We start from the raw sequence: 26623 nt of genomic DNA, 5'->3' as shown, positions 1-26623 counted from the left end.
CCCCATTAGTTCACTATGGGAGAGTACGGCCTACGGGCCACTTCGCGAAACCGGTTGCGCACGTTCCGTCACGGTTGATTCGCAGAGGATCATGACAGGGCACCGGGACGGCTCGTCACTCCTCGGGCTTGACCGTGAGCGCGGCCGCGGCCTCGGGCCCCTCGGCCAGCAGAACGCGCAGGCCCTCCTCGTCGAGGATCGGCACACCGAGCTTGACCGCCTTGTCGAACTTGGACCCGGCGTTCTCGCCCACCACCACGAACGAGGTCTTCTTCGACACCGAGCCGGAGACCTTGCCGCCCCGGCTCGCCAGGGCCTCGCCGGCCTCGTCGCGGGTGAAGCCCGACAGCGTGCCGGTCACCACGAAGGTCAGCCCGGCCAGGGTCTGCGGGAGCTGCTCGGACGGCGGATCGTCGACCATCCGGACGCCCGCGGCCTCCCACCGGCGGATGATCTCGCGGTGCCAGTCGGCCTCGAACCATTCGCGGATCGCCGCGGCCACGCGCGGGCCGACGCCCTCGACGGCGGCCAGTTCCTCCTCGGAGGCCTTCGCGATCGCGGGGATGGAGCGGAACTCGGCGGCGATGGCCTGGGCCGTCGGAGGGCCGACATGCCGGATGGAGAGCGCCACCAGCACCCGCCAGACGGGCTGGCTCTTGGCCTTCTCCAGCTCCTCCAGCATCTTCTCGGCGTTCTTGCTCGGCTCACCGTTCTGGTTGGCGAAGAAGGTGACGACCTTCGGCTCGCCGGTCTCCGGGTCGGTCTTGGGCAGGCCGGTGTCGAGATCGCGCACCACCGACCTGATCGGCAGCAACCGGTCGATCGTCAGGTCGAACAGGTCGGCCTCGGTGCGGACCGGGGGCTCCTGCGGCGGCAGCGGCTGGGTCAGCGCGGTGGCCGCCACGTAGCCCAGGCCCTCGACGTCGAACGCCCTGCGCCCGGCGGCGAAGAAGATCCGCTCACGGAGCTGGGCGGGGCAGGCGCGGGTGTTGGGGCAGCGCAGGTCGGCGTCGCCCTCCTTCTCGTAGGCCAGCTCGGTGCCGCACTCGGGACAGTGGGTGGGCATCACGAACGGCCGCTCGGTGCCGTCGCGCAGGTCGGCGACCGGCCCGACGATCTCGGGGATGACGTCGCCCGCCTTGCGCAGCACCACGGTGTCGCCGATCAGCACGCCCTTGCGCGCGACCTCGGAGGCGTTGTGCAGCGTGGCCCGCTCGACCCTCGACCCGGCCACCACGATGGGCTCCATGACGCCGTACGGCGTGACGCGGCCGGTGCGCCCGACCCCCACCTGGATGTCGAGGAGCTTGGTGTTGACCTCCTCCGGCGGGTATTTGTAGGCGATCGCCCAGCGCGGCGCCCGGCTGGTGGAGCCCAGGTTGCGCTGGATCTCGATGCGGTCGACCTTGACCACGACGCCGTCGATCTCGTAGGCCGGGTCGTGGCGGTGCTCGCGGTAGAACTCGATGAAGCCGTTGATGCCGTCGAGGTCGTCGACGACGCGGTACAGGTCGCTGACGGGCAGGCCCAGCTCCCTGAGCCGGTCGTAGACCTCCGACTGGGTGCGGGGCGCGGCGGCGCCCTCCCACTTGCCGACCCCGTGGACGATCATGCGGAGCGGGCGCTGCGCGGTGATCCGCGGGTCTTTCTGGCGGAGCGAGCCCGCGGCCGAGTTGCGCGGGTTGGCGAACGGCGCCTTGCCCGCCTCGACCAGCTGCTCGTTGAGCTTCCCGAAGTCGGCGACCGGGATGTAGACCTCGCCGCGGACCTCGACCAGGTCGGGCACGTCGTCGCCGGTCAGGCGGTGCGGGATGTTGGCGATCGTGCGCACGTTGGCCGTCACGTCGTCACCCACACGGCCGTCGCCCCGGGTCGCCCCCCGGACCAGCCGGCCCTTCTCGTAGAGCAGCGAGACCGCCAGGCCGTCGATCTTCAGCTCGCACAGGTAGGGCCCGGGGTCGCGCTCGGCCAGCCGCTCGGCCCGCGCCTGCCAGGAGGCCAGGTCGTCGGCGTTGAAGGCGTTGTCGAGGCTCTCCATGCGCTGCAGGTGGGCCACCGGGGCGAACTCGCTGGAGATCGGCGCGCCGACCTTCTGCGTGGGCGAGTCGGGCGTGCGGAGGGTCGGGTTCTCCTCCTCCAGCTTGCGCAGCTCACCCATCCACGTGTCGTACTGCGCGTCGCTCACGGTGGGCGCGTCGAGCACGTAGTAGCGCCAGTTGGCCTCCTCGACCAACTCGGTCAGCTCCGCGTGCCGCTCCAACGCCGCCACCGGCACACCCTCGACCTCAGCGCTCATCGCCCGGCTCTCCTCTTTTCCTCGAAGACCAAGGCAACGCTATCGCCGCGCACCGACATTGTTGCCCGGCCTTACCCGGAGATGGGAGAGCCCCGGCGACATCACTCGCCGGGGTCCTCCCGCAGCACGCGGGCGGCCTTGCGACAGGCGGCCAGGGCGGCCCTGGCGTAACCGGGCGAGGCCCCGGCGAGGCCGCACGCGGGGGTGAGAACCACCTGCGAGGCCAGCGTGGCCGAGGGGAAGCCGAGGCGGCGCCAGAGCTCGACGGCGGGCTTGGCGATCACGCCGACGTCGGGCAGCCGGGTGTCCACCCCGGGCACGACCCCCAGGAAGAGCGCCGTGCCGGCCTCGACGGCCTCGCCGATCGCGTCCTCGTCGCGCCGCGCCAGCAGGGACGCGTCCAGCGAGACACCCCTGGCGCCCGCCTTGCGCAGGACGCCGAAGGGGACGCCGGGGGCGCAGCAGTGCACCACCGGGAAGGCCCCGGCGGGGAGCACGGCCCCGAGCCACTCGGCGGCGACCTGGGCGTCGACCGCGGGCAGCCGGCCGAAGCCGGAGGCGGTGGGCACCGTGCCGGCGAGCACGCCCGGCAGGCCGGGCTCGTCGACCTGGACCACGACCTCCGAGACGCCCGGCAGCCTGCGGCGCAGGTCGGCCAGGTGCGCGGCGATCCCCTCGGCCAGCGACTCCACCAGGTCGCGCACCGCCCCGGAGTCGGCGAGCGTCTTGTCGCCGTACTTGAGCTCGACCGCCCCGGCCAGTGTCCACGGCCCGCATACCTGGATCTTGAAGGGGCCCTCGTACCCCTGGGCGGCCTCCTCCAGTGCGTCGAGGTCGCGCACGAGGTGGTCACGGGCGCGCTTGAGGTCGCGCCCCGGCCGGTCGGTGAACCGCCACCCTGACGGCTGGACCTCCACCGGCAGATCCACCAGGAGCGACGCGGTGCGCCCGATCATGTCGGCGCCGACGCCGCGGGCGGGCAGCTCCGGCAGGTACGGCAGCTGGGGGGACTCCCCGAGGACGACCTTGATCGCCTCCGTGTGGTCTTCCCCCGGATGCGACCCGATGCCGGTCGAGGTGGCCTCGTCCCACGTAAATCCTGTCACGGGAGCCAGCTTAGGGCCCGCCGGGAACCGCCTCGCGGAGCGAGGAAACCACGGAGCAGGAGGGAGATCCGTGCTCCGCCGCTCGCCGGTGGCTTGCCGGCCTTCGGCTTCGGATGGCGGATCTCCCGTGCCTCGGGGGCGCCGCCCCCGAGGCACGGGAGATCAAGCTCTCAATATGCTGGGGTGATGAAGCTCACGAAGTTCGGGCACGCGTGCGTCCGCCTTGAGAAGGACGGTTCCGTCCTGGTGATCGACCCCGGCTCCTTCAGCGGAGAGTCCACGCTGGACGGGGCGCGCGCCGTTCTCATCACCCACGAGCACTTCGACCACGTGGACGCCGACCGGCTGCGCCGCGCGGCCGAGGCCGACCCGTCACTGGAGATCTGGACCAACGAGAGCGTGGCGGCCACCCTGGCCGGCGTCCCGGCCAAGGTCCAGGTGGTACGCGACGGCGACGCCTTCGAGACGGCCGGTTTCGCGGTGAGGACCGTCGGCGAGTGGCACGCCCCGAACCACCCGGACATGCCGATCGTGCGCAACGTCGGCTTCCTGGTGGACGAGGAGGTCTTCTACCCGGGCGACGCGCTCACCCCGCCGGGGGTCGAGGTGCCCACCCTCCTGGTGCCGACCAACGCGCCGTGGCTGAAGGGGTACGAGGTGATCGAATATCTCCGCCGGGTGCGCCCCGCCCGCGCGTTCTCGACCCACGACGGCCTGCTCAACGACATCGGGCTCGGCCTGATCGACACCTGGCTGGGCATGGAGGCCGACAAGCAGAAGGCCGAGATACGCCGCCTCGCACCCGGCGAGTCGGTGACCCTTCCCTAGCTCCCGGAGGGCCCGGCCCGGCGGGCTCCCGCGGCACCGTCAGGAGGCGGCGGCGATCGTGGCCGAGCCGATCACGGTGTCGCCGGCGTACAGCACCGCCGCCTGGCCCGCGGCGACCCCCGTCGCGGGGGCGTCGAGCGTGATGTGGAGCTCGTCGCCGGAGACCTGCGCGCGGCAGCCGTACACCTCACCGTGGGCGCGGAGCTGCACCGTGCAGGCCAGCGGCTCGCGCGGCTCGTCCACCGGGCCGTTCCAGATCGGGCGCGTGGCGACGATGCTGGTGACCTGCAGGGACGAGCGCGGGCCGACGGTGACCGTGTTGGAGACCGGCTCGATGGACAGCACGTAGCGCGGGCGGCCGTCAGGGGCCGGGCGGGCGATGCGCAGACCCTTGCGCTGGCCGACGGTGAAGCCGTAGGCGCCCTCGTGGCTGCCGACGACCTCGCCCGACTCGTCGACGATCGGGCCCGGCTCCGTGCCGAGACGATCGGCCAGGAAGCCTCGGGTGTCGCCGTCGGCGATGAAGCAGATGTCGTGGCTGTCGGGCTTGTCGGCGACCATCAGGCCGCGCCGCGCGGCCTCCTCGCGCACCTGGGCCTTGGTGGAGTCGCCCAGCGGGAAGAGCGCGTGCCTGAGCTGCTCCCTGGTGAGCACGCCGAGGACGTACGACTGGTCCTTGCCCTCGTCGGGGCTGCGGCTCAGCACGCCGTCGACGAGCCGCGCGTGGTGCCCGGTGACCACCGCGTCGAAGCCGAGAGCCAGGGCCCGGTCGAGCACCGCCGCAAACTTGATCTTCTCGTTGCAGCGCAGGCACGGGTTGGGCGTGCGCCCGGCGGCGTACTCGCTGACGAAGTCCTCGACGACGTCGCGGTGGAAGCGCTCGGCCATGTCCCAGATGTAGAAGGGGATGCCGATGACATCGGCGGCCCGGCGGGCGTCCCGTGAGTCCTCGATCGTGCAGCACCCGCGGGCACCGGTCCGATAGGACTGGGGGTTGGCGGAGAGGGCCAGATGGACGCCGGTGACGTCATGGCCCGCCTCGGCGACGCGGGCCGCCGCCACGGCGGAGTCGACGCCGCCGGACATGGCGGCAAGCACACGAAGACTCATAACACCTTGAGCGTACCCGCGTTGGCGAGCGCCCCGTCGGGCTGGGAGAATCCGTGACCATGCGACTGTTCGGGCGCAAGAACGAGCCCCCCGCCGACCCGGCCGACGGGATCGCCGAATTCTGGGCATGGTGGGCCGAGGCGAGGCCGGAGCTGGACGCCATGGTGGCCGCCGGCGAGGCCGAGCGGCTGGCCGAGTGGATCGGTCCCGCGGTGCTGGTGGTCCACCCGTCACTGGTGTGGGAGATCGCCCCCGGGCTCCGGGCCGACCAGGCCCTAGTGGTCACCTGCGCGGGCGATCCGGAGCTGCGCCCCACCGCACACCGCTGGGCCGCCGCCGCGCCGCCCGCCGACCGGCTCTGGGAGTTCCATCCGTCACGACGGGCCAACCCGCAGGCGATGGATCTGACGATCGACGTGGGCGGCTACGAGTTCGCGCTGGACAAGCTCACGCTCGGGCTGCGCGCCCCGCACGGCAACCCGCGCGTCGACGTGGTGGCCTACCACCCGATCTTCACTCTCCTGGACGAGGAGACCCGCACCGAGGCCGCGCTGCTCGCCCTCGACTGGCTGCTCGGCGAGGACGACGTGGCCCGCTGGGTCGGCGACATCTCCGCCGCCGCGGTCGAGCCGATGGACGCGGTGCCCGCCGTGCACCTGCCCAGCGTGGTCGCCGACCTCGCCTCCGGCTACCGGGACGAGCAGTGGGCGCTTATGGAGGGCGAGACCGGGAACGGCGCCCGCCTGATCGCCACCACCCGTTACCCACTCCGCCCCGTCGACTACCCGCTGTTCGACCAGCACATCGCCGTCACGTTGCCGTACGCGCACCGCGACGCCGAGGGTCTGCCCATCGGTCCGTCGCTGGAGGCGCTGCGCGACTTCGAGGAGCGGCTGGCCGGGCGGATCAGCAGGCTGAACGGCAGCGCGGTCCTCGCCGCGCACATGAGCGCCGAGGGCCAGCGGGTGCTGCACGTCTACGCCGACCCGCGGGGCGAGGCGGCCATTCACGCCAAGGAGCTCATCGTGAGCTGGGAGGAGGGCCGGCCCCGGGTGGACGTGGCGAGCGACCCCGGCTGGGTCGCCGTCTCGCCCTTCCTGGCCTGAGCCTCTCGCCTTTCCCTGCCTGAACCGCTCACCCTTCCCGGCCTGAGCCTCTCGCCCCGGGCCGGGCTTCCCGTTTTCCCGGACTGGGCGCCTCACCCTCCCGCGCGAGTCTCTCGTCCTCGCCGGTATGAACGCCCCGCCTTCTCCGGCAGGGGCTCCCCGCGCCGGGTCAGGTGAGCCCGGCGCGGCGGGCCCGCTCCACAACGTGACCGATGACGTCGGCGAGCCGGTCGACGTCCTCCTCGGTGGAGGTGTGGCCGAGGGAGAAGCGCAGCGAGCCGCGCGCGCGGACCGCGTCGGCGCCCATGGCGAGCAGGACGTGGGAGGGCTGGGCCACCCCCGCGGAGCAGGCCGAGCCGGTCGAGCACTCCACGCCCTTGGCGTCCAGGAGCATGAGCAGGGCGTCGCCCTCGCAGCCGGGGAAGGAGAAGTGCGCGTTGCCGGGAAGCCGGTCGACCGGGTCACCGTTGAGGATCACGTCGGGCACGGCCCGGCGGACCCTGTGGATCAGGTCGTCGCGGAGTTCGGCCAGCCGGGCGGCGGTCTCGGCCTGGCGGGCCACCGCGGTCTGCACGGCCACGGCGAAACCGGCGACGGCGGGGGTGTCGAGCGTGCCGGAGCGCACGTCGCGCTCCTGGCCGCCGCCGTGCAGCACCGGCACCGGGTCCACGCCCCGGGCCAGCAGCAGCGCGCCGACCCCCATCGGGCCGCCGACCTTGTGACCGGAGATCGTCAGCGCGTCGACCCCCGAGTCGGCGAAGGCGACGGGGAGCTGGCCGACGGCCTGGACCGCGTCGGTGTGGAACGGGATGCCGTGTTCGTGGGCGATCTCGGCGAGCGCCCGGATCGGCTGGACGGTGCCGACCTCGTTGTTGGCCCACATGACACTGACCAGGGCGACGCTCTCCGGGTCGCGCTCGACGGCCTCGCGGAGAGTCTGCGGGTGCACCCGGCCGAGCTCGTCGACCGGGAGCATCTCGACGGTCGCCCCCTGGTGGTCGCCCAGCCAGTGCGCGGGATCCAGGGCGGCGTGGTGCTCGACCGTGCTGATCAGGATGCGGGTGGCGCCCCGGACGCGGCGGGCCCAGTAAAGCCCCTTGACCGCGAGGTTGTCGGCCTCGGTGCCGCCCGAGGTGAAGACCACCTCGCTCGGCCGGGCGCCGAGCGCGGCCGCGATGGTCTCGCGCGACTCCTCCACCACCTGGCGGGTGCGGCGGCCGGCGCTGTGCAGGGAGGACGCGTTGCCGACCCGGCCGAGTTGGGCCGTCATCGCCTCGATGGCTTCGGGAAGCATCGGCGTGGTCGCCGCGTGATCGAGATAGGCGGACTTCACGGCCGCACTCCCCTCCCCAGCTCTCTTTTCAGCATCTTTAGGGTATCCGTGCCCGGCACGGGCCTTACCCCCGGTTGACTACTGTACCGTCCGGACGGTACAGTAAGGGTCATGAGACGCGAAGAGCTGCTGGATGCCGCAGAGGACCTCCTCTGCGACCAGGGCTCTGCGGCGCTCACCCTGACGGCCGTGGCCGAGCGTGCGGGATGCAGCAAGGGCGGCCTCCTTTACCATTTCAACACCAAGGAAGCCCTCATCAAGGGCATGGTCGAGCGGCTGATCGAGGAGTTCGACGAGCTCATCGCGGCCCAGGGCCAGGAGACCTACACCAAGAACTACCTGGCGGCCACCTTCGCCGCCGTGCAGAGCGGCCGGCTGCGGCGCTGGGCGGTGGTCACCGGAGCCTCCGGCAACCTCTACCTGCTGACGCCGCTACGCGAGGCGATGGCCCGCTGGCATCGCGAGGGGCTCGACCACGAGCCGGACCCGGGGGCGGCGCAGATCGTGCGCCTGGCCTGCGAGGGGCTGTGGGACGTGGCGACCCACGACCCCGGTCTCTATGACGACGAGCGCTACGCCGAGCTGAAACGGCGCCTGCTCGCCCTGCTGCCCGGCTAGCGACCCGCCCGGCGGGCCACCCGCTCGACCGGCGGGATCCGGCATGACGACACGCCCGTTTTCCGGGCGCATTCATCTCACCCGATTGGTGGTCGCTTCCGCGCGCGCGGAAGCGACCGCATTTGGTGTGCCCTCTTAGCGGTTACCAAAACATTCATTGAAGGGACAGAACAATGACCCGCGACCTGAGGACGGCTCGAACCGGAGCGGTTCTCACATTCGTGCTCGCCGGACTGATGTGCGGATCGATGACCGTGCGCCTTCCCGCGCTCTCCGACAAGCTCGGCCTCTCCGAGGCGTCGGTCGGTCTCGCCCTCCTCGTGTGGGGGCTGGGAGCGCTCGTCGCCATGCAGTCGATGCGCGGGGTGATGACGCGCTTCGGCAGCCGGAGCATCCTGCGGGTCGCCGCTCCCTTGACCGCCGTCACGCTGGCCCTGCTGGCGGTGGTGCCGACGTTCCCGCTGCTGCTGGTCGCCAGTGCCCTGTTCGGCATGGCGTTCGGCGCGGTGGACGTCGCGATGAACGCGCAGGGTTCGACGGTCGAGCGCGCCTACGGCCGTCCGCTGATGAACGGCATGCACGCCGGGTGGTGCGCGGGCGCGATCTCCGCCGGTCTGCTGGGCACCGCGGCGATCACGGCCGGGCTCTCGGTCACGGTCCACCTGACCCTGATCGCCCTGGTCGCGCTCCCCATCGTGGTCCTCCTCAGCCGCACCTACCTGCCCGACCCGGCGGTGGCCGCGAGCCGCGGGAGCGGTGCGCCGGCGGCGGCGCACCGGATGCCGCCGGTCGTCTACCTGCTCGGTGTGATCGCCTTCTGCGCGTTCATGGTCGAGGGCACGATCGCCGACTGGAACGGCCTGTACATGCGTGACGTGCTCGGAGCGCCGGAAGCGGTGGCCGCCCTCGGCTATCCGATCTTCGAGGCGGGCATGCTGGTCGGCCGCCTCGCCGGAGACCGCGTCCGGACCCGCTTCGGCGCCCGTGGCATGATCGCCGCCTCGGGGCTCGCCACCGCCGTCACCTTCGGCGTGGTCATCACAGCCTCGACGACCGCGGTGGCCCTGTCGGCCATGCTGTTCGTGGGCGTCGCCGTGTCGACGGTCTCGCCGATGGCCCTGTCCCTGGCGGGCAGCGCGACCGCCAACCCGGGTCCGGCCGTCGCCCAGACCGGCGCGATGGGCTACGCGGGCCTGCTCCTCGGCCCGGTGATCATCGGTTTCCTCTCCGATCTGGCCACGCTCCGGGCCGGGCTCGCCATCGCCGTCGTGCTCAGCCTCCTGATCGCGGTGATCGCCAGGTTCGTGCCCCGGCCCCGGACGCTCGCGGCCCCGGCCGACGCGCCGCGGCCCGAGCTGTCGATGGCCGCCTGACAGGCGCCCGAGGGCCCGGCACAGGCGCCCGAGGGTCCGGCGGGACCCGCCCCGGCCGACGGGCGGCGGTTCCCACGGCGAAGAACCGTACCCCACGACGGAAGACGGCGCCGCACGGCAGTGCGGCGCCGTCTTCTCACGGTCCGGCGGGCCCGTCCGGGCCGCCGGACCACCGGATCACTTGCGCTTGTTGATCTCGTCGATGAGCTGCGGGACGACGCTGTGCAGGTCACCCACGACGCCGAAGTCGACGAACTCGAAGATCGGCGCTTCGTCGTCCTTGTTGATGGCGACGATCGTCTTGGCGGTCTGCATGCCGGCCCGGTGCTGGATGGCGCCGGAGATGCCCGCCGCGATGTAGAGCTGCGGCGAGACGGTCTTGCCGGTCTGGCCGACCTGGAACTCGTGGGGGTAGAAGCCGGCGTCGGTGGCGGCGCGGGAGGCGCCGACCGCCGCGCCGAGGGAGTCGGCCAGCTCCTCGATGAGCCCGAACTTCTCCGCCGAGCCCACGCCCCGGCCGCCGGAGACCACGATCACGGCCTCGGTCAGCTCCGGGCGGGCGCCCTTCTCCTCCTTGACCCGCTCGGCGATCCGGGCGGCCTTGGCCACGTCGGAGACGGCGACGGTGACCTGCTCCTCGGCGCCCGCGCCCGCGGCGGCCTCGACCGGCGTGGCGTTCGGGCGGACCGCGATGATCGGGGTGCCCTTGGTCACGCGCGAGCGGACGTTGATCCCGCCGCCGAAGATGGACTGCTCGGCGACCAGGCCGTCCTCGACGCCCACGACGTCGGTGAGCACCCCGGAGTCGATCTTGATGGCGAGGCGACCGGCGACTTCCTTGGCCTCCGCGGTGGCGGCGACGAGCACCGCGGCCGGGGCCTTCTCGGCGACGAGCTGGGCCAGCAGCTCGGCCTTGGGAGCGACGACGTAGTCGCTGATCTCGGCGGAGTCGGCGACGTAGATCTTCTCCGCGCCGTGCTCGGCGAGCCTGGCCTTGGCCTCGGGTGAGTAACCGGCGCCCGCCCAGACGGCCGACGGCGTGCCGAGCTTCCTGGCCAGCGTCAGCAGCTCCAGCGTGACCTTCTTGACCTGGCCCTCGACGTGCTCGACCAGAACGAGAATCTCAGACATCTCAGCTAGCCCCCGTTCTCAGACGAACTTCTTCGACGCGAGGAAGTCGGCGATCTTCACGCCGCCGTCGCCCTCGTCCTTGACGATCGTGCCGGCCGCGCGCGGCGGGGCCGCGGCGAAGTCGACGACCTCGCTCCAGGAGGCGGCCAGGCCGACCTGGGCGGTGTCGATCTCGGCGTCGGCGACGCCGAGCTTCTCCACCGGCTTCTTCTTGGCGGCCATGATGTTCTTGAACGAGGGGTAACGCAGGTCGTAGATCTTCTCGACGACGGAGACGACGGCGGGCAGCGAGGCCTCGATCCTGTCGTAGCCGTAGTCGGTGACGCGCTCGATGCTGATGCTGCCGCCGGTGACCTCGACCTTCTTGGCGAAGGTGAGCTGCGGGACGCCGAGGCGCTCGGCCAGCATGGCGGCCAGGATGCCGGTGCGGGCGTCCGTCGACTCGGAGCCGAGCACGACCAGGTCGAACCCGATCTTCTTGAGCGTCTGCGCCAGGGCGTAGGAGGTGCCCAGGGCGTCCGAGCCGTGCAGGGCGTCGTCGACCAGGTGGACGGCCTTGTCGGCGCCCAGGGCCAGGGCCTTGCGGATGGTGTCGCTCGCCTTGTCGGGGCCCATGGTGAGGACGGTCACCTCACCACCGTGGGCCTCCTTCAACTTGAGTGCCGCCTCGACCGCGTATTCGCACAGCTCGTTGATGACGCCGTCGGAGGCGTCACGGTCGAGCGTCTTGTCATCGGACCTCAGCTTGCGCTCGGTCGCCGTGTCGGGGACCTGCTTCACGCAGACGACGATGTTCATGGCCGGTGGCCGACCTCCCGTGTTCGCGTACGCCGCCGCGTCGCTGCGGTCGGCGTCGGATGCTCGGTACGCGCACGCGGGGCACGTGCACGTGGTGCCAAGACTGCCAGGTGCCCGAGGGCGGTGTGACAGCGGGTGGCCTGATCGGGACGGAACCCGCCCGGCCTCCCGCAGTCATGTTACCCATGGGTAGCTTAGGTGCAAACCACCAGCTCGCGCGGCTTGCACCGGCGAGCGGCGACCACCCGGAGGGCTTCCCTCCCCACCATACCGAACTATATTCCGGTCTCGGCGTGCGGGTTCCGGCCATCGGGACGGACCCCGGAGGCGGCCCTTCCCCCGCAGAAGCACTCAGCTGCCCACCAGGATCGCCACGATGACGAACAGGACGGTCCCCAGCGCGAGCGCCAGGGTGAGCGTGCTGAAGAACGCGCTGAGGGCGGCCCACAGCGCCACGGTCCCGGCCACGGCGGACAGGTCGAGGATCATGCGGCGCCGGTCGCGACGGGCGAACAGTGCGACGCCGCCGTCGACGAGCATCGCCGAGCCGTAGGTGACCAGCAGCAGCAGTGACAGCTCGGGCAGCGGCTCCCTGGCCGTGGCCGCCATGAGGGAGACGAGCAGGCCGGTGCCGATGACCCAGCGGCGGTGCACGACCGCCCTGCGGCGCTCGAACGCCTCCTGCGGCGAGGGCTTCTCCCGCGGCGGGCGCCGGCCGGGCAGCCACTGCCGGGTGGTGAGACCGTGCACACCGGTGTCGGCGGCGGGCGGCGCCGGGTCCGCGGCGGGGGCGGCCGGACCGGGCACGCGGGGCTCGGCCGGGTCGCGGGTGACGGCCGGGGCGGCAGCGGAGAAGGCCGAGAAGGCCGGGCGGGCCCGCGCGGGCTCCACCGGGACGGCCGGGGCGGCGGCGTCCAGCCGTTCCAGGAGCGTGGCGGCGTCCGGCCGGGCCGCGGGGTCGCGCAGCAGGCACTCCTCCAGCAGCGGCCCCAGCCAGCCGGGCACACCGTCCAGGTCGGGAGGGTGGTGCACCACGCGGTAGCCGACCGCCGAGGCCGGGCCCGTGCCGTACGGGTGGCGTCCCGTGGCCGCGAAGGCCAGCGTGGCCCCGAAGGAGAAGACGTCGGACTCGGGACCGGAGCCGGTGTCCTCCAGCACCTCGGGCGCCAGGTAGCCGGGTGTGCCCAGGACCGTCCCGGACGCGGTGACCGAGGGCGAGTCGAGGGCGCAGGCGATGCCGAAGTCGATGACGACCGGCTCGCCGTCGGCCAGGATCACGTTGGCGGGCTTGAGGTCACGGTGGACGACCCCGGCGGCGTGCACCGCGACCAGGGCCTCCGCCAGCCCCCGCGCCAGGCGCACGAGGTCGTCGCCCGAGACCGGCCCTTCGGCGGCGACCACCGTGCTCAGCGGACGGCCCTGGACGTAACGGGTGACCAGGTAGGGCCGCGCCCCCTGCAGCGAGGCGTCCAGGACCTCGGCGACGTACGGGCCCCGCACCCGCCGCATGGTCTCCACCTCGCGGGCCAACCGGGTCAGGGCGGTCTCGTCGGCCGCGACGTGGGGGTGCAGGATCTTGACCGCCACCGTGCGCCCCCCGGGGTCCAACGCGAGGTGGACCTCACCGAAGCCTCCCGCTCCGAGTTTCGACAGCAGGCGATACGGCCCGAGACGTTCACCGTCCGGCGCAACCATGCGACTCCTTCCGGCCTGTCCCCTCCATCGTGCCGCAGCACGGGCGATCCCGCACGGCACGGCGGCACGAAAAACCCTCATCTGAGGACACGGGATGCAAGCTAGACGTTTCCCTTCACTCACTACCCGTAACCGGACTTGGGATCGCCTTGGTCCCGATCCCCAAGGATCGGCCAAGCGCTCGACGTGACCCTGTCATCGCCGTTCCCGTGAACCCTCGCCGAAGGAGAGGCCATGCCGACCGCACACCACCCCGACGTCCCGCAGATCAGACTCCCCGGCCAGGCCGCGGCCGTCCCCGGCCCGCTCGACATGACGAACATGTATCTGGCCCACTTCGGCTTCCGCCGTGACCTCGGCCGCCTGCTCACCGCGGTCTGCCAGGTGCGGCTCGACGACCGCCGGCGCATCCGCGCCCTGGCCGAGCACCTGGCGTGGGTGCTGCTCGTCCTGCACCACCACCACACCGCGGAGGACAAGACGGTCTGGCCCCGCCTCCGGGAGCGGGCGCCCGAGGCGATCGAGACGATCGACGCGCTGGAGGCCGAGCACCAGGAGGCCGACCGGTGGATCCGGGAGAGCGAGAGCGCCTTCGCGGCGTTCGACCGGGCCCCGACCGAGGAGGGCCGCACCCGGCTGGCCACCGCGCTCCGCTCACTGGCCGACACCCTGGGCGCCCACCTGGCCCACGAGGAGACCGAGGGCATCCCGCTGATGATGGCTCACATCACACCGGAGGAGGACGCCCAGGGCCACAAGGACATCCAGAAGGAGTACGGCCTGACCGGCATGATCAAGCTGGTCGCGTGGATCACCTTCGACCTCCCGCCGGAGGTCGAGGAGCACCTGCGCAGGTCGGCTCCGAAGGAGCTGGCGCTGCTCGGCAAGCTGGTCAAGGGACGCTACCGCAGGCGCATGGCCTACCTGTGGGGCTGACCGCCCCCGCACGGGCGACCGCGCCACCCGCCGGCCCCCCGCACGGACGGCCCCACGATCCGCCGGCCCCCGGACCGCCCCGCGGTGGCCTACCCCCCGGACCGCCCCGGCCGCGCCCTCGCGGCGAGGACGTCGAGCTCGGCGGCGCGGGCGGCGTCACCGGGGCCGCCGCGGGAGCGTCTGATCCCGGCCAGGTCGGCGGCGACCGGGGCGACCAGGTCGTGGGCGTCCATCGCGACGGACACCGCCAGCGCGTGCTCGCCGTGCTCGGCCGCCGCGTCGAGGTCGCCCAGCGCCCGCGCGAGCAGGCACAGCGACCGGCTGAGCGGCCACTGCATCGTGCTGAGCCCGCTCATGGCCATCCGGTCGGCGTACGGCAGGATCTGCTCGTACAGTTCGGCGCACGCCCGCCGGTCGCCGAGCCGCGCCCACACCTCCGCGCGCATGCCGATGTGGTGGAGGAACGGGAAGCCCTCGGGGATCGGCGGCTGGCTCTCCCAGGGCCCGACGACCTCCCGCGCCCGGTCGGTCCTGCCCGCGGTGACCAGCAGCGCCGCGTAGGCCTCCTTGATGGCGTCGGCGAGCGGCCCGTCCCACCGGCCCAGGGCGTCGAGGGTCTCCTCGTCGAACGTCCCCGCGCGGATGCGGGCCAGCGCGAGCTGGAGCACGCCCGCGGAGATGCTCACCTCCGCCCCCCACATGGAGGTGGCCCGGTGTTCGGCGGAGACGGTCTCGAACAGCTCCTCCGCGGCGGCGAGGTCACCGGTGAGCACCACCGCGCTGAGCCTGAGCCAGCCGAGGATGACCCGGACGTACGGCACCCGCAACCGCTCGACCAGGGCCGTCGCCTCCTCCAGCACCTTCCGCGCCCGGCCGATCTCCGTGATCTCGAACAGCGCGCCGCTCAGGCAGGTCAGCCCGATCGTGAGCAGTTCCTCGTCGCCCTCGGCGCGGCCGACGGCGACCATCTCCTCGGCGGCGGCGATCCGCTGGCGGACGCCGTCGGGAGCCTGGAGGGCGAAGTAGCGCTTGTGCAGGGCCCAGCCGAGCAGCACCGGGTCGCCCGCCCCGCGGGCCAGCTCGACGGCCTCCCCGCTCACCCGGTCGCGCTCGGCGAGGGTGCTCGCCGGGTGGTGGTTGCTGTCGATGGCCAGGCAGGCCAGCACCCGCGCGCGCGAGGCGCGGTCGAGCCCGGGGTCGGCCGCCAGCTCGGCGAGGTCGGCGAGCAGCCCGGGGTCGTAGTGCCCGTGCTCCTCCCACGGGCGCAGGATCCGCCCACCGAACCCGGTGGCCGCGGCGATCCGGCGCCGCCGGTCGCCCACCTCGCGGGCCAGCCGCCGGACGTCGTCGAGGAGGGCACGCTGCCCCTGAGCGTCACCGGCCCCGAGCCTGGCGTCCGCGAGAGCGAGCATCAGGTCCATCCGGTCGGCGGGAGTCAGCTCCGGATCCCCCTCGGCCACCGCGACCGCCCTGCCGAGCAGGTCGGCCGCCACGTCGTAGGCGCGCAGCCCCATCGCCTCGCGGGCGGCCCGCCGGGCGGCGCGCCAGGCCCGGGGGGCGTGCCCGGCCGGCACGGCGAGCAGCCAGTGGTGGGCCACGGTGGCCAGGCGCCCGGATGCCGGACCGCCCTTCCCCGTCTCCAGCGCCTCGGCGATCCTGGCGTGCAGGCGGGCCCTGCGCAGCCGGGGGACGGCGTCCAGGAGCGCCTCCTGGACCAGGGCGTGCACGAACCGGAAGCGGCCCGGCCGCCCCTCGGTGACGAGCGCGCCGGTCAGCGCGGGCTCCAGCCGGTCGAGCGTCTCGTCGAGCGTCAGGTCCGCGACCTCCGCGACGACGGCCGCCTCGAACTCGCGCCCGGTCACCGCGGCGACCGGCAGCAGCTCCGCCGACGGGCCGGGCAGCCTCCCCACCCGGCCCAGGACGACGTCGCGGACCCCCAGCGGCAGCACGCCACGGGGGTCGGCCCCGGTGGACATGTAGCGGACCAGTTCGGTGACGAAGAACGGGTTGCCGTCGCTGCGGTCGCGCAGCGCCCGCAGCACCTGGGGCGACGTGCCCTCCGGGGCGAGCCCGCCGAGGTCCGCGGTCGAGAGCCCGGCCAGCGGGAGCCGTACCGCGTGCCTGCGGGACAGCGCCTCGAAGGCGTCGGCGAGCGCACCCTCGGGCGGCGGCTGGACCCGGGCGGTGCCGACGACCGCCAGCGGCCCGCCGGTGAAGGTCTCGGCGAGGTAGCCGAGCAGCCGCAGCGAGGACGGGTCGGCCCAGTGCAGGTCGTCCAGAACCACCAGGACGGGCTTGACGGCCGCGGCGGCGGCCAGCACGCGTGCGGCGGCCTGGTAGGTGCGGAAGCGGGAGCCCTCCGGGTCCATCGCCGTCGCCGAGCCGGCCCCGGGCAGGTTGTCGCGGATCTCCGGCGCCTGCGGCGGGAGCATCCCGGCCAGGCGCTCCAGCACGGTCGCCCAGGGCCAGAAGGCCGGCGCCCCCTCGGTCGCCGCGCACCGGCCCACCGCCACCGTGAACCCCAGTGCCTGGGCCCGGCTCACCATCTCCTCCGAGAGCCGGGTCTTGCCGATGCCCGGCTCCCCGGTGATCAGCACGAAGCCCGGTTCGCCCCCGGCCACCTCGCGGAGGACCCCCTCCAGCGTGGCCAGCTCCGCCCGCCTGCCCACCAGGCGTCGCCGGGCCGCCGGGCCGCCGCCCGCGGACGGCGCCGGGTGGGCTTCTGCGGGGAGTTCGGCGGGCTCAGGCGGCTCAGCCAGCGCGGGCGGCTCAGCCGGCGCGGTGGCGTGCAGATGCGCCGTCGGCACCGGGCGGTCGAGGGTCAGGCTCGGCGCCTGGGCGAGGATGTCGCGTTCCAGGGTGCGGAGGTCCTCGCCGGGGTCGACGCCCAGTTCCTCGGCGAGCACGCGGCGCGCGGCGCGCAACGCGTCGAGGGCCTCGCCCTGCCGGCCGCACCGGTAGAGCGCCAGGGCCCGCAGCCCCCACAGCCGCTCACGCAGCGGGTGCTCGCGGGTCAGCGCCTCCAGGTCACCGAGCACCTCGGCGGGCCTGCCCTGCTCGATGACCGCCGCCACGCGCAGCTCGCGGGCGCGCTCGCGGGCCTCGGCCAGCCGCGCCTGGGCGGCCACGGCGTACTCCTGGCCGTCGAGGTCGGCGTACGGCTCACCCCGCCACAGCGCCAGCGCCTCGGCGGTGGCCCGCTCCACGCCGGCCGGGTCGCCGGCCCGGCCGGCCTCGTCGACGAGCCGGAGGAAGCGCACGGCGTCCATGCGCCCGGGGTCGACCCGCAGGGTGTAGCCGGCCGGACCGAGCACGAGCAGGCGGCTGGGCGTGCGGGGCCGCCGGTCCGGCTCCAGCACCCGGCGCAGGTTGGAGACGTACGCGTGCAGCGAGGCCGACGCCTCGGCGGGGGCGTCGCGCCCCCAGAGCCGGTCGACCATCGCGGCCGGGGAGACCGGGCGCCCCTCGGCGAGCACGAGGATCGCCAGCAGCATGCGGACCTTGGGCGGTCCCACTTCCCGGTGGCGCCCGTCATCGTCGACGATCTCGGCGGGTCCCAGCACCCGGATGTCCACAGCCCGGCCTCCGCCAGCCAGTCGTCACTTCCAGAACGTGAGGAACCCGAGCCCGAGGCTGTTGACCAGGTCGTCGAAGAGGCCTCCGATGAGGTCCATCACGCCCATCGCGCCCTCGTTCGCCGACCGCCGCCACTGGTCCTTCAACGACTCGACGACCTCGGACGGCGCCTGCCACGGCGTGAAGGACGGGGCCATGCTCAGCGCCGCCATCACCGTGAAGAACGCGAGCGTGCCCAGGATGATCGTGGTCACCATGCCCGCCCCCGGGCTGCGGATCACCGCGCTCAGCGCGCGGGAGACGGCCTTGCGCGGCTTGCCGCCGCCGGGCAGCACGAACAGCCCGGCCACGAACGCCCCGGCCGCGTAGGCGGCGGCCGGGTCTCCCTTCATGCCGCCGATGTAGACCAGGACGCCCCAGACACACATGCCGAACATCGCGGCCAGCGGGGCGGTGATCGCCGTCGCGGCCACCGCCTTGACCAGCGCCCACGGGGTGCCGAGCACCACCAGCAGGGGGTCGCCGGCGCTGCTGCCGCGGATGGAGCGCCGCTGGGCCAGGTCGCCGAAGAGGTATTCGCCCACCCGCAGGCAGAGCGCCGCGACCAGCGCGAACGCGCTCACCATGACGGGCAGCACGCAGGCCAGCGCCACGAGGATCGTCAGCAGCAACACCGCGGCCAGCGGGTGGCCGGCGCGGTAGCGCTCCCCCGGCGGGGTGCGCGGCGCGGGCGGGGGCTGCGGGGTGTGCGGGCGGGGCCGGGTCTGCGGCGGCGGGTACGGCCTGGCCTGACCGGTCGGCGGCGGGGCCGGGTACCCGGCGACCCGCTGGTCGGGGTAGGGCGGTGGCGGAGCCACCCTGGCCTGCGCCGAGGGCGGCGCCGGGATGTAGGGCGGCGGCTGCGACGGGACGCGGGGCGGCGGGGAACCCGAACCGGACGAGCCGGGCCGATCGGGCCGCTGTTCGGGGCGGCGCTCGCGCCGCTCCGGCTTGGCGTACTCCACGGGCGGGAGCAGGTCCGCGTAGGAACTGTCCTGCGGCAGCACCCGGGTGCCGTTCGACGACGGCGGCGGGGGCGGACCCTGGCCGTCGAGGATCCTGGTGCCGTCGGTGTTGAGGATCTTCGTCCCGCCGTCGGAGGGGCCGGCGGGCGGCGTCTCGTGGAAGGCCGTCACCGACGGGTCGAGGGCGCGGGCCATCCGGTGCAGCTCCGCCGCGGTCGGCCGGGCGGCCGGATCGACGGCGAGGGCGCGCCTGAGCCAGCCCTGCAGCCAGGCGGGGGCCCGGTCGATGTTGGCCCGGCCCTCCATGATGTTGAAGCAGACGACCTCGAAGCTGCCCGTGCCGAACGGCGGCTTGCCGGTCGCGCCGAAGAAGACCGTCGAGGCCAGCGCGTGCACGTCGGCCGCCTGAGTGATCTCGGAGTCCCGGATGATCTCCGGCGCGAGGTAGCCGGGCGTGCCGACGAACATGCCGGTCTGGGTCAGCCGGGTCGCGTTGACCAGGTGCGCGATGCCGAAGTCGATGACCAGCGGCTCGCCGTCGACGATCATCACGTTGGACGGCTTGAAGTCGCGGTGTATGACGTCGGCGGCGTGGATCGCCACCAGCGCCGCGCACATGCCCCGCGCCAGCCGGATCACCTGGTCCGCGGGGAGCGGGCCGTCCTCCAGGACGATCTCCTCCAGCGTGCGGCCCGGGGCGAACCTGGTCACGATGTAGGGCTGTTTGGCCGTGAGCTCGGCGTCGAGCACCTCGGCGACGTGCGGGCTGCGCACGCGCCGCATGGTCTCCACCTCGCGGGTGAGCCGGTCGCGCGCCTTGAGGTCGGCGGCCACGTGCGGGTGCAGGACCTTGACGGCCACTTCGCGGCCGTCCTCGTCGAGCCCCAGGTGGACGACGCCCATGCCGCCCTCGCCGATCTTTCTGATCAACCGGTACGGGCCCAGCCGCTCAGGCGCCTGCGTGTCCCCCGTCATCCCGCGGCCTTCCTTCGTAGGTCACTCAGTTCGTCCACCACCGTTCCGACCTGGACCGGCGTCCAGACGGCCGGCCGTGCGCCCTTCCCGACGGTGCCGACCGCGAGGAAGACCATCAGCGCCGCCACCGCGCCCAGCACCGCGGCCAGGACCATGGCCGCGCCGCGTGACGGCAGCAGTGATGCCAGCGTACGTCGCATCTGGCGGCTGGGGCCCTCGACGCCGGGTCCGGCGCAGACGGTCCAGATCGCGACCGCCACACCCCAGCTGAGCGTGTTGGTCACGGGCATGGCGGGGACCAGCACGGCCAGCAGCAGCGTGACCGGCAGGCCGAGGATCAGCGCGTACGGCACCAGCGCCACCGTGATGCCGATCGACTTCACGAGCGCGCCCGGCTGGCCGAACACGCGGAAGACGTCGGCCGCCGCCGCGCCGGCCGGCCTGCGGGCGTTGAGGCTCGGCTGGGCGATGTCGGCGGCGCGCAGCAGGATCGCGGCCGGGATCGCCACCGCGGCGACGAGCACCGGCGCGACGACGGCCGCGATCGTCATGATGACCAGCATCAGCGCGCTCGCCACCCCGTACGCCTTGGAACGCTGCAAGGCGTGGCCCGGCCGTTGGCCGGGATGGAACGGCGAGGAGCCGGACGACTGGGCCTGCGGCGGGACCTGCGGATACTGCGGCGCCCGCTGGTGGGACGGGGACTGCTGGTGGTGCTGGTGCGCGTAGGGGTAGGGCGGCGGGGCCGTCGGGTGAGCGTGCGGGGCCTGTTGCTGCGGATAGGGCGGTTGGGCCGGAGGGCCGGGGTAGGAGGGGCCGGCCTGCGGGTGGTTCGGCTGCGGAGGCTGCCGGTTGTGGTTGCGGACGTACTCCTGCAGGTCCTGGGGGCGGACCCGCTGGGTCGGGATGTCCCCGTCGGAGACCGGCGACGCGGGAGCCGGGGAGGCGGCCTGCGGCCCGGACCGGGAGCCGCCGGTCGGAGCCGCGGGCGTGGCGGCGCGGGTCGGGACGTCCTCGGGGCCCATCAGCCCGGTGGGCAGGTCGCGCGAGGCGTTCTGGGCCGCGGCGGCCTGGCGCAGCTCCTCGGGCGTCACCCGGCGGGTGGCGGCCGGGTCGGGCTCCTCGCCGAGCAGTGAGACGTACTCGCGCGGCTGCGCCGGGGCCGGGGGCCAGACGCCCGGCTGCGCGGGCGCCGGGCGGGAGGCCACCGGGGTGGGCACGTCACCGGGGTCGATCCCGGCCGCCTGCCGCCCGGGGACGCCGGGACCCGCCTGACCCGTGCCGTGCGCGGCGGGGGTGTGGCCCTGCGGGACGCCGGTCCCGGCGGAGGAGCCGTGGGCGGCCGGCGCGCCGGAGGCCCCCGTGCGGCCGTGGTCGGCGCGGGGGGCGGAGTCGTCGAACTGCGGGACCGTGGCGATCTCGTCGGGCACGTGGGGCCGGACGGTGGGCAGCAGGCGAGCCACGTGGGCGGCCAGCTCGGCGGCCTTGGGCCGCTTGGCCGGGTCGCGCTGGAGCGCCGCCCGCAGCACCGGCTGGAGCGGCTGCGGGACGGCGTCGACATTGGCCTTGCCCGCGGTGATGTTGTAGAAGATCATCTCCAGCGTGCCCTTGCCGAAGGGCGGCTGGCCGGTGGCGGCGAAGACCAGGGTGCCCGCCCAGGCGTGCACGTCGACCTCGGGACCGGCCTCGTGACCCTCGATGATCTCGGGCGCCAGGTAGCCGGGGGTGCCGATGAACATGCCGGTCTGGGTCAGCCGGGTGGCGTCGACGGCCTGCGCGATGCCGAAGTCGATGAGGACGGGCTGGCCGTCGAGGATGAGGACGTTGCCGGGCTTGAGGTCGCGGTGGATGACCCCGACGGAGTGCACGGCGGCCAGCGCCGAGGCCACGCCGTGCGCGACCCGCAGCAGGGCGGGCAGCTCCATCGGCCCTTCCTGCTTGACCAGCTCGTCGAGCGGCTGGCCCGGGACGTACCGGGTCACGATGTAGGGGCGGTGGCCGGTCACGTCGGCGTCGAGGACCTCGGCGATGTGCTCGCTGCGCACCCGCCGCATCGTCTCCACCTCACGCGAAAGACGGCGACGGGCGACGTCGTCACCTGCCACCTCGGCGCGGAGGACCTTGACCGCCACCTGCCGGCCCTGCGGGTCGACGGCGAGGTGAACCACGCCCATACCGCCCTCACCGAGCCGCCGGAGCAGCCGGTAAGGGCCCAATCGGTCATCCTGATTCATGGCATGAAGCACCATATCGGCTTAGACACCGCCCGCGAGATGAACCGTCAGGCCACATTCCCCGACTGAATAACGTTCAGCGGAACCCGGCGGTTTCCCGATTACCCTTCCACTTAATCTCATTTCCACTTCAGTTCGCCAGACGAAGCACCTGTGCCGTTTTCAACCCGGCCAGCAGGGAGCCGGGCACGGCGAGCTTGGAGCGGCGCACGCCGCTGCCGATCACGACCCCGGGATGAGCCGCCACCGCCTCGTCCACGAGCACCGGCCATTCCTCGGGCAGGCCCAGCGGGGTGATCCCGCCGTACTCCATGCCGGTCAGGCCGACCGCGTCGTCCTGCGGCGCGAACGAGATCTTCCGGGCGCCCAGGTGCCGCCGGACGACGCCGTTGACGTCCGCCCTGGTGGTGGCGAGCACCATGCACGCGGCGTAGCCGATCTCCCCGGCGCGCTTGGCGGCCACGATCACGCAGTTGGCCGACTCGCCCAGGCCCACCCCGTAGCGCTCGCAGAAGGCCGCCGTGTCGGCCAGCTCCGGGTCGATCTCGGCGACCTCGACTCCGTCGAGCCCCGCGACCGCCCGCGCCACGGGCTCGGCCAGCAGGTCCGGGCGCTCACCGGCCTTCGCCCAGTCCAACGTTCCGATCGCCATCGCCGCCTCGTCTCCTTCCGGTCGTCCGCCCCCCAAGACTCTACGGCGCGAGACTCCACGGCGGCGGCCCAAGGTTCCGCGGCGGCGCTCAGGAGGTCGCCTGCAGGACCCTGCGGTGCAGCTCGGTGACGGCCCTCCGGGCGGACTCCATGGCCCCGGCCTGCCAGGCGACCAGGTGCGTGAGCCAGTCGCCGGCGAAGTAGACCCGGCCCGCGGGGCGCTGCAGGAGGGCGAACCCTCCCTCGTGGGAGGGCCAGGTCACCCAGCCCCCCTCGATGTGCGGGCGGCGCTGCCAGGCGATCGACACGCTGGAACGCAGCTCCGTGCGGTACTTCTCACCGTGGATCTTCTTGCCCTGGGTCAGCGCCCGGGTGCGGCGGTCACGGTGGGAGAGCCTGCCGTACAGCTCGGCGTTCTCCGCGGTGTTGTAGTAGCCGACCACCAGGCCGGTGCGGGAGTGGTAGCCGTGCGAGGGGTACCAGATGTGGGTGATGTCCAGGTCGGTCTCGGTGACGCCGCCGTAGATGCGGTCGTCGGTCTCCCACCAGCGCCTGCGGTACTCCAGGCCGATCTTGCCCGCGGCGACCGGGACGGGCGTGCGGAGCGCGGCGGTGACCTGGGCGCCGAGGTTGTGCGGCAGCCGCGCGAGCAGGTGGGGCGGGAGCGTGGCGATGCAGTAGTCGGCGCGCAGGGTGCCGCCCTGGTGGGTGACCTCGACGCCGTCGGGCAGGTTCTTGATCCCGGTGACCCGGGTGCCCGTCCTGATCCGGTCGCGCCCGACCGCGTCGGCGAGCGCGCCGGCGATGGCGTCCATGCCGCCCACCGGCTGGAACATGGGCATGGCCTGGTCGTAGCCGAAGTCGATGGTGACCGCCCGGCCGGTGCCCGCGGCGAGCACCGCGCGCAGCGAGGGCGGCGCCCCCAGGGGGACGCCCTCGCCGACCCCGGGGTAGGTCTCGAAGCCGCGGCGGGTGGAGCCGCGGTAGGTCAGGTCGGGGCCGAGGTCGCCGAAGCGCCGCAGGAACTCCGCCAGCCGCTCGCGGTCCTCCGCGGTCAGGCGGCGGTCCAGCGCGCGGGTGTCGCTCGCCTTGGCCAGCAGCTCCGCGACGTAGCCGTACAGGTCGGCGCGGGCCGTACGCGCCCGGACCGGGGCCGCCATCCCGCGCGTGTAGACGTACGCCGAGGCGTTGTTGTTGACGAACGTCTCTATGGGGACGCCCAGTTCGCGGCAGTAGTCCAGGGTGACCATCCACTGCGCGATCCGCCCGGCGCCGGCGTTGAAGTAGGTGCCCTCCTCGAACGCCGCCGTCTGCGTCTCGCCGCCCAGTTCGTCGAGCCGGTCCCCGGCGCGCAGCGTGATGGTCCTGCCGCCCACCCGGTCGGACGCCTCCAGGACCGTGCAGTCGTACCCGGCCTTGCCCAGCTCGTAGGCGCACGTCAGGCCGGCGATGCTGCCGCCGAGGACGACCACCTTGGCCGCGCCCCGGCCGGTGAGGGAGAAGTCGGAGCGCTGCGGGGGGACGAAGTCCCGCTCCTGCGACTCGGGGGCCAGTCCCAGGGCGCCCATGGCGGCGAACATGGCCCCGGCACCGCCGGCCGCGCCCACGCCGACCAGCAGCGCCCTGCGGGTCAGTCCCCCGCCCCCGCCCCCGGCCGCGGCGGTCCCGGCCGGGGCGGAGCCGGACTCGGCCGGGGGTTCGGACTCGGCCGGGGCGGGGCCGCTGTCATCGCTCATCGGGGGCCGTCACAGGTGGTCGGGGGAGGTCGGGGGAGGTCGGGGGAGGTCGTCACAGGTCTCGGAAGTCGTCGGGGATCGTCACGAGCCCCGGAGACCGTCTGGGGCACCGGACGCAGATTATCGGCAGACGCCGGCGGGTCCTCCGGGGGATCAGCCGTACCCGCCGTCGCCGCGGACGGCCTGGCCGCCGGCTCCGGCGGCGGAGATCCCCGGCACGGCCGCGAGGAGCGGCAGGCCGCCGGCGGCGGGCTCCGCGTGGCGGGGAGCGGCTGCGGTGGCGCCCGGGACGTACGCCCTCACGCCGTCCCCCAGGTCTCGACGTTGCGTGCCTCGTCGTCGCTCATGAACCCGACCTCCGCGTCGACGAAGTCGCGGACCTGCTTGCGCCACGGCTCGGGGATCTCCTCGATCGCGGGCGGGTAGCAGCGGTCCAGCCAGGCGGTGGACGCCTCGGTCGCCTTCAGGAACCCGGCCGCCGCGCCGAAGACGGTGTCCTCGACGCCGGGCACCCTGGCGCAGCCGTACTCGATCATCTCCTGCCCGCCGTACGGCGGCGGCTGCTGCCACTTGCGGGCGACCGGGCGGTCGGCGGTGATCGCGGTGCGCAGCGGGCGGCGCTCGACGGCGGCCTGGATGAGCTCCTTGTACAGGCACTTGCCGCAGCTCCCGCAGGCGCCGTTCACCCCGCGCAGGCACCAGCGGACCTGGTCGCGCAGTTCGGAGCCGAGGGCGAGCCGCATGGTGACGGCCTCGCTCACCCCGCCCACCGGGAGCACGATGTGCAGGCCCGCCGCGGCGAACGCCCGGCCCCAGGCGCCGTGCGGGGCCCACATCGGGTTGTCGGGGGTGTAGCGGAGCAGGTAGCGGTCACCGCCCAGCCAGCGCGAGCCCAGCTCGTAGCCGAAGGCCAGGCCGCCCAGGTCGAGCTCGTCGGCCAGCAGCAGGGCCCCGGCGGCGACCGCGTGGTGCTCGGGGTAGCCGGGCCGCGGCTCGGCGAGCGTGAACTCCAGGTCGGAGCGGACGACGGTGAGCTCGCGGCCGGTCTCCGCGGCCAGCGCGGCCAGGACGTCGGAGCGGTAGTGGGTCCAGCGGTTGGGCACGCGGGGATGGGAGACCCGCTGGAAGTGCACGAACGGCGCGTCGGGCAGCATCGCGGCCACCGCGGCCGAGTCGGCGCCGCCGCTGTAGGAGATCGCCAGCCTGGACCCGGACCGCGCCGGGCTCCCGACGGGCCCCGCCTCCACTCCCCAGCCCTCGGCGAACGCGGCGGCGAGCTGGGCGGAGATCGGCCGGTCGAAGACGATTCGCCGCCGGGTCCACGGCGCGACCACGGTCCACGCGGCCAGGGCCGGCAGGTCGGGGTGGACGTCGGGCAGGGCGCGCGGCAGCTCGACCCGGCAGGAGTTCGTGGCCAGCTTCAGCGGCTGCCCGTCGGAGCAGAGGCCGGTGATGCCGTCCTCGGGGTCCAGCCGGAAGGTCAGGTGCCAGGCCCCTCCGTCGACGTTCCAGGTCACCCTCATCGGGCGCTCCCCGCGGAACCCGCCCCGGACCGTTCCACGACCCCGGCCGCCGCGCCGGCCTCGGGCGGCTCGGGAAGGTCGCCCCGGGGCCGGGCGGAGCCGGCTCCCGCGGCGCCGTCCGGCACGGCGGTCTCGGGCCGCCCGGGGACGCCCTCCGCGGGCCGCGCGGAGTCCGCCCCCGCGGCGCGGTCGACGGCCTGCCAGAGCAGGACCTCGTTCTGGAGCACCCGGTCCATCGCGACCGCGGTCTCCTGGGCGAGGCGGTGGGCGTCGTCCCAGCGCGCGGCCCGGTCGGGGGCGACCCCGGCCGTGGCCACGCGCGCCCGGAGCTCGCCGACCTCGGTGCGCAGCCCGGTGACCTCGGCGCGCAACGTGGTGACCTCCCGGGACAGGGTCCGCACCTCCCGGAGCGCGTCCTTGAGGTCCTGCCGGTGATCCGCCCTGGGGATGTATCGGGAGTCGAGCCACCCGAGGACCGCCCGCCGCAGCGGAGCGGGCATCAGCGCACGCTTCAGCAACCGCACCATAACCCGGCACCATACCGGCAATCACTGATCAATCAGGAGCTTCTACACGGACCGGGCATCCAGCGGC

Annotated in this window: 20 protein-coding genes; 5 read left to right on the top strand and 15 right to left on the bottom strand. The window is 73.8% G+C overall.

The genetic code is table 11. The features are described 5' to 3' along the window. Positions 1–115 precede the first annotated feature (115 nt). Both ligA and ABD841_RS03050 read right to left on the bottom strand, forming a co-directional pair. On the bottom strand, positions 116–2296 hold the full coding sequence (gene ligA, locus ABD841_RS03055) for an NAD-dependent DNA ligase LigA (RefSeq protein ID WP_344967596.1): 2181 nt from the start codon (positions 2294–2296) through the stop codon (positions 116–118). 101 nt (positions 2297–2397) lie between these two features. Beyond that, on the bottom strand, positions 2398–3402 hold the full coding sequence (locus ABD841_RS03050) for a methionine synthase (protein ID WP_344967594.1): 1005 nt from the start codon (positions 3400–3402) through the stop codon (positions 2398–2400). A gap of 186 nt (positions 3403–3588) precedes the next feature. On the opposite strand from ABD841_RS03050, the gene ABD841_RS03045 reads away from it, so the two are divergent. Continuing rightward, positions 3589–4230, top strand: a complete 642-nt coding sequence (locus tag ABD841_RS03045) for an MBL fold metallo-hydrolase (protein WP_344967592.1) — start codon at positions 3589–3591, stop codon at positions 4228–4230. Positions 4231–4269: 39 nt separating this feature from the next. On the opposite strand, the gene mnmA is transcribed toward ABD841_RS03045, so the two are convergent. Continuing rightward, on the bottom strand, positions 4270–5340 hold the full coding sequence (gene mnmA / locus ABD841_RS03040) for a tRNA 2-thiouridine(34) synthase MnmA (RefSeq protein WP_344967590.1): 1071 nt from the start codon (positions 5338–5340) through the stop codon (positions 4270–4272). 59 nt (positions 5341–5399) lie between these two features. Between mnmA and ABD841_RS03035 the strand changes: the two genes are divergently transcribed. Then, positions 5400–6446, top strand: coding sequence for a DUF695 domain-containing protein (locus ABD841_RS03035; protein WP_344967847.1), 1047 nt, complete (start codon positions 5400–5402; stop codon positions 6444–6446). Between the two features lie 169 nt (positions 6447–6615). Here ABD841_RS03035 and ABD841_RS03030 read toward each other — a convergent pair whose 3' ends face one another. Beyond that, positions 6616–7779, bottom strand: a complete 1164-nt coding sequence (locus ABD841_RS03030; protein ID WP_344967588.1) for a cysteine desulfurase family protein — start codon at positions 7777–7779, stop codon at positions 6616–6618. Between the two features lie 111 nt (positions 7780–7890). Here ABD841_RS03030 and ABD841_RS03025 point away from each other — a divergent pair, with 111 nt between their 5' ends. Next, positions 7891–8397, top strand: coding sequence for a TetR/AcrR family transcriptional regulator (locus ABD841_RS03025; protein ID WP_344967586.1), 507 nt, complete (start codon positions 7891–7893; stop codon positions 8395–8397). Between the two features lie 173 nt (positions 8398–8570). Beyond that, a complete protein-coding gene (locus ABD841_RS03020) occupies positions 8571–9770 on the top strand; it encodes an MFS transporter (RefSeq protein WP_344967584.1) in 1200 nt (399 codons plus the stop codon). A 177-nt stretch (positions 9771–9947) separates the two neighbouring features. Here ABD841_RS03020 and ABD841_RS03015 read toward each other — a convergent pair whose 3' ends face one another. From ABD841_RS03015 to ABD841_RS03005, 3 genes are all read right to left on the bottom strand, one after another. Next, positions 9948–10901 carry an electron transfer flavoprotein subunit alpha/FixB family protein gene (locus ABD841_RS03015; RefSeq protein WP_344967582.1) on the bottom strand — a complete coding sequence of 318 codons (954 nt, stop codon included), beginning with the start codon at positions 10899–10901 and terminating at the stop codon, positions 9948–9950. Between the two features lie 18 nt (positions 10902–10919). Further along, the gene (locus ABD841_RS03010) at positions 10920–11699 is read right to left on the bottom strand and encodes an electron transfer flavoprotein subunit beta/FixA family protein (protein WP_344967580.1); all 780 of its coding nucleotides are present in this window, start codon (positions 11697–11699) and stop codon (positions 10920–10922) included. Between the two features lie 351 nt (positions 11700–12050). Further along, the gene (locus ABD841_RS03005; protein WP_344967578.1) at positions 12051–13394 is read right to left on the bottom strand and encodes a serine/threonine-protein kinase; all 1344 of its coding nucleotides are present in this window, start codon (positions 13392–13394) and stop codon (positions 12051–12053) included. A 234-nt stretch (positions 13395–13628) separates the two neighbouring features. Here ABD841_RS03005 and ABD841_RS03000 point away from each other — a divergent pair, with 234 nt between their 5' ends. Continuing rightward, the gene (locus ABD841_RS03000) at positions 13629–14330 is read left to right on the top strand and encodes a hemerythrin domain-containing protein (RefSeq protein ID WP_344967576.1); all 702 of its coding nucleotides are present in this window, start codon (positions 13629–13631) and stop codon (positions 14328–14330) included. An 89-nt stretch (positions 14331–14419) separates the two neighbouring features. Here ABD841_RS03000 and ABD841_RS02995 read toward each other — a convergent pair whose 3' ends face one another. The 8 genes from ABD841_RS02995 to ABD841_RS02960 all read right to left on the bottom strand — a co-directional run bounded on the left by ABD841_RS02995 (position 14420) and on the right by ABD841_RS02960 (position 26556). Next, positions 14420–17905, bottom strand: coding sequence for an ATP-binding protein (locus tag ABD841_RS02995; protein ID WP_344967574.1), 3486 nt, complete (start codon positions 17903–17905; stop codon positions 14420–14422). Positions 17906–17929: 24 nt separating this feature from the next. Next, positions 17930–19885 carry a serine/threonine-protein kinase gene (locus ABD841_RS02990; protein ID WP_344967572.1) on the bottom strand — a complete coding sequence of 652 codons (1956 nt, stop codon included), beginning with the start codon at positions 19883–19885 and terminating at the stop codon, positions 17930–17932. After that, the gene (locus ABD841_RS02985) at positions 19882–22119 is read right to left on the bottom strand and encodes a serine/threonine-protein kinase (protein WP_344967570.1); all 2238 of its coding nucleotides are present in this window, start codon (positions 22117–22119) and stop codon (positions 19882–19884) included. The genes ABD841_RS02990 and ABD841_RS02985 overlap by 4 nt, the downstream gene beginning before the upstream one ends. 130 nt (positions 22120–22249) lie before the next feature. Next, entirely contained in the window at positions 22250–22771 is a 522-nt protein-coding gene (locus ABD841_RS02980; protein WP_344967568.1) for a YbaK/EbsC family protein, read from the bottom strand. 88 nt (positions 22772–22859) lie between these two features. Then, positions 22860–24506: a flavin monoamine oxidase family protein gene (locus ABD841_RS02975; protein ID WP_344967565.1), complete on the bottom strand. Its 1647-nt coding sequence runs from the start codon at positions 24504–24506 to the stop codon at positions 22860–22862. Positions 24507–24659: 153 nt separating this feature from the next. Further along, the gene (locus ABD841_RS02970) at positions 24660–24809 is read right to left on the bottom strand and encodes a hypothetical protein (RefSeq protein WP_344967563.1); all 150 of its coding nucleotides are present in this window, start codon (positions 24807–24809) and stop codon (positions 24660–24662) included. Beyond that, positions 24806–26029, bottom strand: a complete 1224-nt coding sequence (locus ABD841_RS02965; protein ID WP_344967560.1) for a DUF6395 domain-containing protein — start codon at positions 26027–26029, stop codon at positions 24806–24808. Before ABD841_RS02965 ends, ABD841_RS02970 begins: the two co-directional genes overlap by 4 nt. Continuing rightward, positions 26026–26556, bottom strand: a complete 531-nt coding sequence (locus tag ABD841_RS02960; protein WP_344967558.1) for a hypothetical protein — start codon at positions 26554–26556, stop codon at positions 26026–26028. Before ABD841_RS02960 ends, ABD841_RS02965 begins: the two co-directional genes overlap by 4 nt. Positions 26557–26623 lie beyond the last annotated feature (67 nt).

Origin of the sequence: Streptosporangium fragile (genome assembly GCF_039534445.1) — a bacterium.
Taxonomy (GTDB): domain Bacteria; phylum Actinomycetota; class Actinomycetes; order Streptosporangiales; family Streptosporangiaceae; genus Streptosporangium; species Streptosporangium fragile.
This window is presented reverse-complemented; position numbering and strand designations above follow the sequence as displayed.